This is a genomic window from Acidovorax sp. (assembly GCF_027492855.1).
Classification (GTDB): domain Bacteria; phylum Pseudomonadota; class Gammaproteobacteria; order Burkholderiales; family Burkholderiaceae_C; genus Acidovorax.
Window position 1 is genome coordinate 67,984 of record NZ_JAPUDY010000047.1, and the last position, 12,386, is coordinate 80,369.

Annotated in this window: 11 protein-coding genes and 1 pseudogene; all 12 read right to left on the reverse strand. The window is 63.7% G+C overall.

Annotation, left to right across the window (positions count from 1 at the left end):
* Positions 1-27 precede the first annotated feature (27 nt).
* Entirely contained in the window at positions 28-2,343 is a 2,316-nt protein-coding gene (gene bcsB / locus Q0105_RS09100; RefSeq protein ID WP_298210969.1) for a cellulose biosynthesis cyclic di-GMP-binding regulatory protein BcsB, read from the reverse strand.
* Positions 2,344-2,392: 49 nt separating this feature from the next.
* Complete coding sequence (gene bcsA, locus Q0105_RS09105) at positions 2,393-4,579, reverse strand: UDP-forming cellulose synthase catalytic subunit (RefSeq protein WP_298210971.1); 2,187 nt, start codon at positions 4,577-4,579, stop codon at positions 2,393-2,395.
* Entirely contained in the window at positions 4,576-5,358 is a 783-nt protein-coding gene (bcsQ, locus tag Q0105_RS09110; protein ID WP_298210972.1) for a cellulose biosynthesis protein BcsQ, read from the reverse strand. Before bcsQ ends, bcsA begins: the two co-directional genes overlap by 4 nt.
* On the reverse strand, positions 5,355-5,909 hold the full coding sequence (gene bcsP / locus Q0105_RS21565; protein WP_366145919.1) for a cellulose biosynthesis protein BcsP: 555 nt from the start codon (positions 5,907-5,909) through the stop codon (positions 5,355-5,357). The genes bcsQ and bcsP overlap by 4 nt, the downstream gene beginning before the upstream one ends.
* Before the next feature lie 46 nt (positions 5,910-5,955).
* Positions 5,956-6,432: a cellulose biosynthesis protein BcsD gene (gene bcsD / locus Q0105_RS09115; protein ID WP_298210974.1), complete on the reverse strand. Its 477-nt coding sequence runs from the start codon at positions 6,430-6,432 to the stop codon at positions 5,956-5,958.
* Between the two features lie 331 nt (positions 6,433-6,763).
* Positions 6,764-7,885 carry a tRNA 2-thiouridine(34) synthase MnmA gene (mnmA, locus tag Q0105_RS09120; protein WP_298210976.1) on the reverse strand — a complete coding sequence of 374 codons (1,122 nt, stop codon included), beginning with the start codon at positions 7,883-7,885 and terminating at the stop codon, positions 6,764-6,766.
* 85 nt (positions 7,886-7,970) lie between these two features.
* Complete coding sequence (locus tag Q0105_RS21570; protein WP_366145920.1) at positions 7,971-9,668, reverse strand: DUF692 family multinuclear iron-containing protein; 1,698 nt, start codon at positions 9,666-9,668, stop codon at positions 7,971-7,973.
* Positions 9,669-9,721: 53 nt separating this feature from the next.
* A complete protein-coding gene (locus Q0105_RS09135; protein WP_298210978.1) occupies positions 9,722-10,015 on the reverse strand; it encodes a hypothetical protein in 294 nt (97 codons plus the stop codon).
* A 130-nt stretch (positions 10,016-10,145) separates the two neighbouring features.
* Positions 10,146-10,634, reverse strand: a complete 489-nt coding sequence (locus tag Q0105_RS09140; RefSeq protein ID WP_298210980.1) for an NUDIX hydrolase — start codon at positions 10,632-10,634, stop codon at positions 10,146-10,148.
* A gap of 37 nt (positions 10,635-10,671) precedes the next feature.
* Positions 10,672-11,586, reverse strand: a complete 915-nt coding sequence (locus tag Q0105_RS09145; RefSeq protein ID WP_298210983.1) for a DMT family transporter — start codon at positions 11,584-11,586, stop codon at positions 10,672-10,674.
* Positions 11,587-11,683: 97 nt separating this feature from the next.
* Complete coding sequence (locus Q0105_RS09150; protein ID WP_298210985.1) at positions 11,684-12,205, reverse strand: GNAT family N-acetyltransferase; 522 nt, start codon at positions 12,203-12,205, stop codon at positions 11,684-11,686.
* A gap of 22 nt (positions 12,206-12,227) precedes the next feature.
* Positions 12,228-12,386, reverse strand: a pseudogene (locus Q0105_RS09155) (riboflavin synthase); the annotation flags it as partial.

Genomic DNA, 12,386 nt, shown 5'->3' on the forward strand with positions numbered 1-12,386 from the left:
GACTCAGAAAAATCGGGCGCGCGGCCTTCAGCCTTTTTGCTTCAGCCGTGCGCGTGCACGCGCCCTGAGCGAAAGGTACAGGATGATGGCCACCAGCACAGCGGCGGATACCCCCAGCAGGATCAGGAGCAGCGGATTGCGCGCGAGAAACCATTGCGCGTACAGCATCGGCCCCAATTGGCCGACATGGTAGTTTTTCTCGGCGATCACGCTGTCCACCTGCTTGCCCCGGATCACCGTGGTGCTGCCCTGCACTTTGGTAAGGGCCTCGGCATCGAGCAAGGCATCCATCACCTGCGCCAGGCCTGCGGGCTGGTTGCTCGCCACCAGCACTACGCTGCGGCTGCTGCGCAGAGGCGATTCAAAACCGGCAATAAAGGCATCCGTGCTGGTGCTGGAGAAGGCCACCTGGTTGCGGCGCGTGCGGGTTTCCGACTCTTCCTCGAAGCCCCACCAGCGCAGGATACGGTGGGCGAAATCAGCCACCTGGAAGCTCTTGGCATCGCCCTGGAGCGCTGCAGGCATGGCGCTGGCCCATTGCTTGAGCAACGATTGGTTGCCGCCGCCAGAGGAAATGACGAGCAGATCCTTGTCGCTGAGAAGCTCCGCTTGCTGGGCCTGCGCCACGGTCACGCCTAGTGCCGGAAACCCCGTGGCGCGCCCCATGAGCCCCATCAGGCCCAGGTAAGTACCCACTTCTTCTGCGCCCATTTTGTCAGGCATCACCACCGCGGTTTCCGACAGGTCGGCCATGCGTGTGAAAGGGAACCCGGCATTGCCGAAGGCCGCAAGGTCCGGCATCGCGATGAAGTGCGGGAAGCCGGAAATGTCGATCGTCGAATCGGCTTCGACCGCGCCCCGGACGTTGTCCAGATGCACGTCCTTGCAGGCGCCCTGCTTGATCACGTCGTAGAAGTAATGCATCTGCAACTGCGACTGGGCCGGCAGCTTGAACAGCGGGATATGGAACTTCTCGCGCTCCGGCACCAGTTCGCCAGCGGGCAACACCTTGGTGATAAGGCGGTCCAGCCTGCCCGGCTCCTCGTGGCTCACTGCGCGCAAAGGCAGGGACTGCAAGAACTGCTGGTTCACGTTGATGTTCAGCGTGGACTTGTCAGGGTTGGGCCGCGGGGTGTAGCGGTAGCGCAGGTCCACCGGAATGCCCTTCGTGCGCCATCCAAACAGGTCGGGCGGCAGGAAGAAATTCACGCGGATCAGATCGGGCGAATAGCCAGCCACGTTGAGCGCCTGGGCCTCCGCCAGTTCACCGAACTTCACGGGCCGGTCACTGGCCAGCCAATTGGGGGCGTCGTAGGGCTTGCGGGGCTTGAGCTCGGTGACCTCAGTGATCCGCGCGAGCGAACCGGACAAGGTGGACGAGCCCACCACCACGGCTTTGGCCGCCACCGCCAGTTCGGCATCGTCGCGGCCCATGACGAGCAACAGCTTGCCATTGCGGTCAGACGGATGGTTGACTACCGCCACGGTCGGGCCCTGAATCTCCGGCAGCGCCACGCCTGCCGGGGCCTGCGACTTGCCTGCCACCATCACCACCGCATTGCCACGCGGCGGCAATTCACCGATGAAAGATGGGAATTTGGCCCCACGGAAACCGGCCAGTGCGCCAAACCATGACGACACCGTGCCTGCGGCCTGCAGGGTGCCCGCATTGGGGGCCGCATTGAACACGATGGGAAGTTGCAGGGGGCGCACGTCCCGGCGGTCAAAAAAGGGCTGAGGCAAGAGCGCCAGGTCGTTGGCCTGGGCCACGGGTGTCACCGTGAGCTCCAGCACGCTGTCGTTGCCGATGTTCGCCCACAGGCTGGAATGCAGCGGGTCTTCGCACTCCATCGTGTAGTGGCCGATAAGTTGCAGGTTCAGCCGGTTGAATTCCGTGATGAGGCGCGGCGGAATGACGATCTCGCGCTGCAAATTCTCACCGGCCTGCTGCGTGGTCACGGGAATCGTGGCCGCCACCTGTTCGTTCACCAGCACCTTGATGTGCGACAGGTTGGTGAGCAGAGCGGGCGAATAGGAGTAATTGAGCTTCAGTTTGGCGCCGGTCACCACTTCATCGCCGCGCACGCTGAAGGCCACGCCACTGGTGCCATCCACCCCGCGCAATTGGAGCGGGAAAAGCGCCCCCAGATCCTTGAAGCTGACGCGGCGCACACGCACTCCGGACTCGGCCATTGGCACCTCCACCGCTGCTGCCGCTGCGGGCGCGGGGGCTGCTGCAAGTTGCGAAACGGGCACGGCCGTTCCTGCCAGAGCCAAGGCCAGCATGGCAGGCAGCATGCGCTTGCGCGGCAGCCGCGCTGTCAAAGGTCTTTTAAAAGTCATGGTGTCGGATCTCAGGAAACGGGAAGAACTGAAAACGTGTGGAGCGTGCTCAACGGGGCTTCAAGGACTTGACGGCAGTGGTCGCCAATTGCCCCATGCCGCGCAATCCGATCACAACCACGCTCTTGAGTGAACGCAGCGGTTTGTCACGCTGGCCCGCGCCCCAGGTGGCAATCCATGCATCGGCCCGTGCGAAGGTCAACGACGCCAGTTCTGCCTGCTGATGCAGGCTGAGGTTGTCGAACTTCACCCCCAGGCGACCGGAACCGTTGAACGTGACGATGGCCGGGAAAACACCTTCTTCTTCCGATCGGAACAGCGACACCGAAAGGCGGCTGCCCATGGGAATGTCGCTGTCCGGCGGCACGGTCAGTCCCAGGCCGTGCTGAGAGAAGTCTTCGGTCTTGCACACCAGAGTACGGCCGTTCTCGAACCGGATCACCGCCGGCAGGCTGGCCGCCACGCGGGGGGTACCACGGATCTGGCGCGTCTCGCTGGCCACGGCCACGCTGGCCCCCAGCAATATGATGTTGTAGATGGTCCAAACCATGTTGATGACCAGCGTCGTGGTTTCGTCACCTGCGGACGAAAAGAGCTTCCAGATGCCCACCGCGATGCCGATCAGGTTGAGGATCAGCAACACCACGTAAGGCCGGGCAATGGTCCAGTCGAAATACGCCTTTTCGATCACGCCGCCCTTGGCGGTCACGTTGAACTTGCCCAGCTTCGGGTTGAAGAAGGCCACGAGCACGGGACGCATGATGTACCAGGCCAACACCGACTCATACACCTCGTTCCAGAACGAGTAGCGAAAGCGCCCCTGGATGCGGGAATTGGTCACGCTGGCATGGGCCAGGTGGGGCAGCGCATAGGCGGTGATCATCAGCGCAGTGGCCTGGAACACATGAGCGCCAAAGAACAGGTAGGCCAGCGGCGCCGTGAGAAACACGAGGCGCGGCAAACCGTAGAAAAAGTGCAGCATCGCGTTGAGGTAGCACAGCCGCTGGCCGAATTTCAACCCCTTGCCGAACAGCGGGTTGTCCGTGCGCGCAATCTGCGCCATGCCCCGTGCCCATCGAATGCGCTGGCCCACGTGGCCAGACAAGCTCTCGGTGGCCAGGCCCGCGGCCTGGGGCACTTCAAGGTAGGCGGTGTTGTAGCCCAAGCGGCTGAGCTTGAGCGCGGTGTGCGCATCCTCGGTAACGGTCTCTACTGCGATGCCCCCCACTTCCAGCAGTTCCTTGCGCCGGATGATGGCGCAGGAGCCACAGAAGAACGAGGCATTCCAGAGGTCGTTGCCATCCTGCACGATGCCGTAGAACAGCTCGCCCTCATTGGGCATGCGATGGAAGGTGTCCAGGTTGCGTTCGAAGGGGTCGGGCGAGAAAAAGACGTGGGGCGTCTGCAGCATCACCAGGTTGGTGTCCTTGAAGAACCAGCCCATGCAGACCTGCAGGAAAGAACGCGTGGGAATATGGTCGCAGTCAAAAATCGCAACGTATTCGGAGCTCGTGACCTTGAGTGCCGCATTGATATTGCCGGCCTTGGCGTGGTGATTGTTGTCCCGAGTCACGTAACCCACGTTCAACTCTTCACAGAACTCGCGGAATTCGGCGCGGCGGCCATCATCGAGCACGTAGACGTGAAGCCGGTCTGCGGGCCAGTCCATGCTCATGGCAGAAAACACCGTCTGGCGCACCACCTCGAGTGGTTCGTTGTAGCTGGGAATGAAAATGTCCACGCTGGGCCAGGTATCCACGTCCGAAGGCATGGGCACCGGGCGGCGCTGCAAGGGCCAGGCCGTCTGAAAGTAGCCAATGAGCAGCACCGCGAAGGCATACAGTTCGGCCAGCACCAGCCCGTAGCCAAAGGCCGCATCCACCCAATGCGTAAAACCAATGGTGTCCGTGAGCCGCCAGTAGATGTAGCGCGAAGACGCTGAGATCGACAACACGATCATCGCCAGCGTGGACAACCGACCGGGCGTCCGGCTCAGGAGCAGCGCTGCACCAAAAGAGCCCAGGGAAAAAAGAATCTGGCCTGACAGGTCCAGCGGCACGCTGATGACCAGCCCCAACAGCAACGCGCTGAACACCACGGCAACGATGCGGGCCATGGGGTGCGTCCAGAGCTCCCAGCCGGTCACGGCATGTACCACAGTGCGCCAGTGCGCCTGGGGGCTGTGCGAATCCTTGTCGGCGACTTCATCGGCCTGGGGCCGTTGGTCCGTGCTCATGGCGCCGCCCTTGCCAACCGTAACCCCAGGCGCTGCGCCAACACGCGCGCGCACATTCGCAAGTCATCGGCCGCTTGGCCGTTCGCGTCGTATTCCAGAACGCTCTGGTCATAGGCCAGCGCCTCGCGCACGGCCTGGTCTTCGTGAATCACTCCGATCAGGCTCTCGCCCAAGCCCTCTCGCATCACGCGCGTGATGTCCTTGGACAGCTGACGCGCTCCATCCGCCTGGTTCAGCACATACAGCGTTTCAGAAAAATCAGGGCGCGGCGTGCAATAAGCCTGCACCAGGCGTTGCATCAGAGCCAATGCCGCATACGACGCTGCATCAGGCAAACTGACCACCACGACCACCTGGGCAGCCGTCAGTGCCTGCTGCATATAAACGGAGGGGCCGGGCGGTGTATCGATGAACACGACAGCGTCCTGCGGCAGGTCCAGGCTTTGCAATTGCTGCACCAGCCAGTCCGGGCGCGCTTCCAGATGACGCTCGAAGGCCATGCGGTCGGCCTCGGTCACCACCCCGTAGGGCAGCACATGCACCCCTGAAGGGCTTTGTATGCAGACCGAAGTCCAGTCTTCACCCGCCAGACTGGCGCGGGAGACGCCCGCGAGGGCACCAGGATCGGCCCCGAAATGCAGGCCGAGCGCGTTCTGGGGATCCAGGTCGGTCACCAGCACCGTCGCCACACCCTGGCGCTTTAGCGCTGTCGCCAAGTTCGCTGTCAGGGTCGTTTTGCCCACGCCCCCTTTGGCTGAAACGATGGCAACCACCTTCATAAATGGCCCTTGCGAGGCTGCCAGGCCGAGGTCGATCCGGAAGGCGATTCATCGGCCAGGCGCGCAAAAACCGACGTCAAATCGACGGGCAACGGATCCCGCGATTTGGCGTGCTCGTCACGTGCAGAAGCCCCTGCCCCTGCGTGCAGCCCGGCCAGACTGGCCAGGGGTGAACGGGAGTTTGGAGCGGCCGAAGCGGGCGAGCGGTCTGGTGGCATCGCGGATGTTGGTGTGGGAGCGGGTGAAAAAGCCATGACTGACACAGGGACCTTCAGGGCCTGCGGCGCTGCGCGCCGCGCCTCATCTGCGGCGTCGGGCCACGCGGCAGTTCGAGCGGGCGCGCTTGGCGGTAAGGGGGCTGACGCCGGTGTGGTCCCAACCCGGCGTTGGACTGGAGGCACGTCTTCGCCCATCGCGTCGCGGACTGCGGAAAGAAGGGGCCAACGCTCACTGGAAAGCTTGTGCTCATGCTTGCGCGCCAACTCCTGATAGGGGTCGGCCTTGGCCCCGAATTGTTGGAAGAGGTTCACGATGTCGTCAGAGTTCTTCACGGGTCACCGCCAATACCAAATCATAGAAAACCAAAACCCGCAGGGCTCAGCGCGTCAGCTGGAGATGCACGCCTCCCCACGCATCTGCGGGCGCGACTTGAACCACCTTGAGTTGCCCGGCACCCGCCTGCTCGAACCAGCTCTGATAGACCCCCTCCAGGAAACCGCCGGACCATTGCACGTGGTTGGGCCCGAACGCGGCGGACACCGGGGACAGGCTGTGGCGAATGTCCAGTTGCGTAGATTCCTGCGCCAAGTGGACCCAACCCCAGTCGATCCGGTCCCACACCGCCGTCATGCCGCGCTGCAGATCGTCGAGGGTGGTGCAGTTGGGCAAAGGATGCTCCGCCGCAAACCGCACGCCCACCCGAAACATCAGCGCGCGCAGATCTTCCGGAGGCAGCGCAGCTGCGAACTCGGCTGCGAGGGCCTGAAAAAAGCCCCTCCATTGCGTTGCGCACTGCTGCTGGGCAAGGCGTTGGGTGATCTCGGGACTGGCGGGCAGGGAGGTCGCTAGAGGCATGGCATGCACACAAATCAAGCGTCGGCCCGATTCAACGGCCGCCGCAGGGAATGGACTGTCAGAAATCAATATGTATCTTTCGATACATATGGTTTCAAAGACGGGGGTGCTGGAATTTTAGGAGGCTTGCCTGCCTGAAATCAATTTCTGAAGGTAAACCAAGGTCAACTTCGTGTAACCGCCCTGCCCATACCAACGTCTGTGGACATGGCACCACAAGATTTACTGAAAAAGCTATTAAATTTCAAAATCAATAGCTTTTTTCACAGTTTTATCTGTGTTTGTATCCATATTTCAATAGCCAATTCGACCCAAATTGCCGAAATGCTTCTCAATCTGAGTTCGATTGAATGACGCCACCGCCCAGGCAAACATCGCCCGCGTACAGCACAGCGCTCTGCCCCGGTGTCACGGCCCACTGTGCCTGTGGAAACTGGAGCCGAAAGCCCGCTTCTTGCGCACCGACCACCGTGCAGGCGGCGTCTTGCTGCCGGTAGCGGGTCTTGGCCGCGTAGGTCCCTGGCACAGGGGCCTGGCCAGAGGTCCAGCTCGCATCCTGTGCGTCAAGTGAATGGGACAGCAGCCAGGGGTGGTCGTGCCCCTGCACCACGCGCAGTGTGTTTTTTTCAAGGTCCTTGCGGGCCACGAACCAGGGCTCATGTTCACCGCCGCCGCGCTGGACGCCTTTTTCCTTGATGCCACCAATGCCCAAGCCTTGCCGCTGGCCCAAGGTGTAGAAGGAGAGGCCCACATGCTTGCCCAGAGTGCGCCCCCGGTCGTCCTGGATGGGGCCAGGCGCGTGGCTGATGTAGCGGTTGAGGAACTCGCGGAACGGCCGCTCGCCGATAAAGCAAATGCCAGTGGAGTCCTTCTTCTTGGCATTGGGCAGGCCGATTTCTTCGGCAATGCGCCGCACCTCGGTCTTGTGCAACTCGCCCACGGGAAACAAGGTTTTTGACAGCTGGGCCTGGTTAAGCCGGTGCAGAAAGTAGCTCTGGTCTTTGCTGGGGTCTAGCCCCTTGAGCAGCTCGAACAGGCCGCTGGCGGGGTTCTGGCGAACCCGTGCGTAGTGGCCGGTGGCGATTTTCTCGGCCCCCAGCCGCATGGCGTGGTCGAGGAAGGCTTTGAACTTGATCTCGGCATTGCAGAGCACATCAGGATTGGGCGTACGCCCAGCCTGGTATTCGCGCAGGAATTCGGCGAACACGCGGTCCTTGTAGTCCGCCGCGAAGTTCACATGCTCGATCTCGATGCCGATCACATCGGCCACGGCGGCGGCGTCCACGAAGTCGATGTTGGACGAGCAGTACTCACTGTCGTCATCGTCTTCCCAGTTCTTCATGAAAATGCCGACCACCTCATGGCCTTGCTGCTTGAGAAGGTGGGCGGTCACGGCCGAGTCCACGCCGCCCGAAAGGCCGACGACGACGCGTTGCTTGGTTGGTGCTGTCATTGCACCGATTGTATTTTTTGCGGCGCCCGCGCGCTGGGTCAGGCCCGGAAGCACTGACCGGCGCAGGCCTGCTGAGCGCGCAGGCTCACGGCAGGGAGGTGCAGGCGTTCGTGAGTGCCGTGTCTTCTGCCGCACCGGGTTCGCAGGCCCCTTCAGCGCGCACCAGCCCATCATTCAGCAACTGCGCCAGCCACGGGCTGAGCACGGTGGGGTCGCCATTCCACAGCCCTGCTTCGAGCAGCGCGGCGCAAGCGCCGTGCACCGACACACCCGCGTAGAGCTGGCGCACCCAAGCGGCCTCGGAGGCATCCAGGGTGCGAAAGTGCGGCTGGTGGCCCTTGCGCCACACCAGCAGCGTGGCAGGCGCGGGCAGGGCCACCGCCTCGGGCACGGCATCGTCGGTGTGGATGGCATTCCACAGGCTCACTACGTTTGTCGTCACCGTGCGCAGCAGGGCGCTGGGGTGGAGCACACCGAGCAGCGAGGTCCAGTCGCCCGTGGCCTGTGCAGCCTCCGGGGCCAGCGCGGGCACGTCAGCACCGTCAAAGCGCGTGCGCAGGTCCCAGTCCAGTTGGGCCAATTCGTGCAGTTCGGGGTTGCCGGGGTACTGCTGGCGCAGCGCATCCACCAGGCCTTCGCCATATCGGTTCAGGCTGCGCGCATAGGGCGGGTGGGCCACGGCGTAGTCGCGCGCATGCGCTTCAAATGCATCCGAGCCCATGTAGAGACAGGTCTTGGCATAGGTATCAGCCAGCACCTCGGCCAGCCGCGCGCGGTAAGCGTGGTGGTAGGTGCGCATCCGTCCCATGATGAGGTCGTCGGCTGCTTCCGGCGGCAGCACTTCGGCCAGCACGCGGTCGGCAAAGTGGCGTTGCAGCGCGGGCAGTGCCATGCTGCCATCCGATGCAGCCGGGAGAACCACAGGAGCGGGCGGCAACGGTGCCGGCGCGGCCACATGCTCGGCGGCAATGCGCCGGGCAATGTCCATCTCGCCCAGCAGCTCAGCCAGCGGCGGGATGTGGTCGTCGCGCTCGATCATCGCGGCCACGGCACCAAAGCGCTGGCATGCCTGGGCGTACAGCGCCCACACGGGCGCGGCCACCGGATGGTCGTGCGTGTCGACGATGTGGTCGCCGTGATCGGAGTGCCCTGCCAAGTGGATCTGCTGCACGCGGTGCGCAGGCAAGGCGTGCAGGTAGGTGAGCGGGTCAAAGCCGTGATTGACGCTGCTCACGTAAATGTTGTTCACATCCACCAACAGCAAGCAGTCGGCCTCTTGCGCGATATGGGCCAGAAACTGCCATTCGCTGGCGCTGTCGTGCCGGTAGTGGATATAGCTAGAAACGTTCTCGACCACCAGCCTGCGGCCCAAAACATCCTGGGCACGGCGGATCTGGGCAATGACGTGCCGCGCGGACGCATCGGTGTAAGGCAGTGGATACAGGTCGTGCAGTTGCTCGGGGCCGGGGCCCGTCCAGCACAGGTGGTCAGACACCCAGAGCGGCTCGATACGGTCGGCCAGCGCCTTCACGCGCCGCAGGTACGACAGATCCACACCCTGCGCGGCACCGATGGACATGGCCACGCCGTGTAGGGCGACGGGGTAATCACGCCGAATGGCATCAAGCACCGCCAACGGCTTGCCGCCGTCGATGAGATAGTTGTCGGTGATGGCTTCCAGCCAATCGAGCGGCTGCTTGCGCTCCAGAAAATCAGCGTAGTGCTGAGTGCGCAGGCCCAGGCCAAAACCGGTGCCGCGCGCGGCAAGGGGGTCGTGCGTCATGGTGTACAGATGGTTCCGTCGCTGCGGCTGCGGCAACGGAACCGCCGAAATCATCAGCCCGAGATATCGCCGATGGTGCCCTTGTCCATCAGGCACTGCGCAGCCGTCTTGGCCTTGAAGCCGTGGCCCTTGCAGGCGTTCTGGCCTTTGCAGCTGTGTTCGGCGGTGGAACAGTCGCTGTTGCCCTTGCAGTCGTGCACGTTGTAGCAGTGCACCTTGTCATTGGCGCCAATGGCCGCGCCCTTGCTGCCCTTGGGTGCGTCGGCCGCGAAGCTGGTGGATGCGAGTGCCAGCAGGGCGGCAGTCAGGGCGAAGGAGGCGGTAGATTTGGCATGGATGGAAGGCATATGAAACTCCGTTGTGGTCAGGGTTGAATCGAGGAAGGGCCAGAGAGCGGGGCGCAATGCCATGCTCTCTGCCTTGTAATTCGCCCTGCGTGCGCAGCGGGTTACATGCGGTCCAAAAAAGATTTTGTATTCACGAAGCCGACGGCTCGGTCACCGAAATGTCGGTATGCACCAGCGACAGCGGAAAGCGCTGGCCCGCCAGATAGTCCTCCAGGCAGCGCAGCAACAACGGGCTGCGATGCCGCTCGGGGCAGGCGCGGATTTCATCCGCCGTGAGCCACAGGGTGCGCACGATGCCGGTGTCGAGCGAGCGCCAGCCGTGGTGCGTGCCCAGCGTGCCTGCAAACGCAAAACGCATGTAGGTGAGGTCGTCGCCCGTGCGTGTCTTGGTGAAACGGTTGAGGTACACGCCGATCAGCGCCGTGGGCTCGAAGTCGTGGGCGGTCTCTTCCAGCACCTCGCGGGCACAGGCCTGGATGGGTGATTCGCCCGGGTCCAGGTGGCCTGCGGGGTTGTTGAGCTTGAGACCGTCCGTCGTCTCTTCCTCGACCAGCAAAAAACGGCCATCGCGCTCGATGAGGGCGGCCACGGTGACGTTGGGTTTCCAGCGGTGGGGCATGGCGCGCATTATGACCACGCCGCCTGACCACTGCCCGTCAACGCGCTCTCGGTGCCGCCGCAGGCACAGGCCGCAGCACCAGCCACAGCGACGCGGCAATCAAGCTGCCCCCGGCCGCATGAGCTGCGGTAGCGGGCTCGCCCAGCAGCAGCCAGCCCCAGGCCACGCCAAACAGCGGGATCAAAAAAGTCACCGTGAGCGCCTTCAGCGGCCCCACGTCGGCGATGAGCCGGAAATACAGCACATAGGCCAATGCCGTGCACAACAAGCCCAGTGCGACCAAAGCCCCCCACACCTGCGCAGGCGCAGTCAGCCAGGCCGCTGGCGCCGACGGCTGGCGAAACACCTCCCACGCGATGAAAGGCAGCAACACCAGCACGGCGCCCATCTGGCTGCCCAGGGCCACGGTGCGGCTGTCGAGCCCGCCGCGCTCGGTGATCCAGCGCCGGGTGAGGAACCCGGCCAGGCCGTAGCAGGCCGTGGCCACCAGGCAGGCGCCCATGCCCATCAACACCTCGGGTGTGAGTGCCACGGGCCCCGCTTGCGCCAGCACGGCGACACCCGCCATGCCCAGCACCACCCCGCCCACACGGGCAGCCGTGATGCGCTCGCCAAACGCCAGTGCGCCGATGAGCACGCCCATCAGCGGCGTGGTGGCATTGAGGATGGCGCTGTAACCCGCCGGAAGAATGCGCGCAGCAAAGGCGAACATGAGAAAGGGGATGCCCGAACTCACCACGCCCAGCGCCAGCGTGGCTGTGAGCTTGCCCCCGAACCGTGGGCGCTGGCGCAACACCAGCAGCAAAAGCCCCAGCCCGGCCGCGCCCAGCAGCACGCGGGCAAAGGTGGTGGGCAAGGCGCCCAGCACCGGCGCCGCCACACGCATCAGAAGAAAGCTGCCGCCCCACAGGGCCGCGAGAAGGATCAGTCGCAAGAAACTGGGCAATGGCATGGTGGTACCTGTAAAGATCGATCGATGCAGCAAAAAAGACACTGCGCTGCCGCTATGGATGAACGTTCATCCACCGGTGGCAAACGATGTGTCCTCATCATGCCGAGGGGGCGAGGCCGCGCACCATGTACGTAGCGCCCTCGCCGTAAGTGGCCAGGCGCTGGCGCTGCATGGCATCCGGCAGCACATGCTCGGCATACCCGTGGCGGGCCCAGTAGCCCTGCGATCCCTGCACCGACACCAGCGCGGAATAAAGCAGGCCGTCGTGCCGCGCGCGCTCCCACAGCGGTGCGAGCAGGGCCTGCGCGAGGCCCTGGCCTGCGAGTGCAGGCAACACGGCCATGTCATGCAGGTAGAGCGTGTCGATGCCCTCGGCGACGGCGGAGCCCTCGAAATCACCGTGCAGCGGCGTGACCTTGCACAGGCGCGAGCGGTAGGCCGCGAGGTAGGCGCACACCTGGCCGCCGCGCTCCAGCACCAGCGAGCAGTTCACCGGGCTGGCCAGGCGGCGGGCAAACACTTCGCCACTCTCCACAAAACCTTCGCCATAGCAGGCCAGTTGCACGGCCAGCAGGTCGGCCAGGTCGCTCAGCGCCAACGGGCGCACCACCAGGGACATCGGGGTAATCGGAGCAATAGGGTCAGTGTGGCAACACGGGTGCCTGCACGAAGTCGTCGAGCGACAAGCCCTTTTCCTTCAGCAGGGCCTCCAGCACCGGCTGCAGGCGGCCCAGGCTTTCCTGCACGGCCTCGCGCACGGTGTCCACCACCACCTGGGTGCTGCGCTCGATCTCGATGTT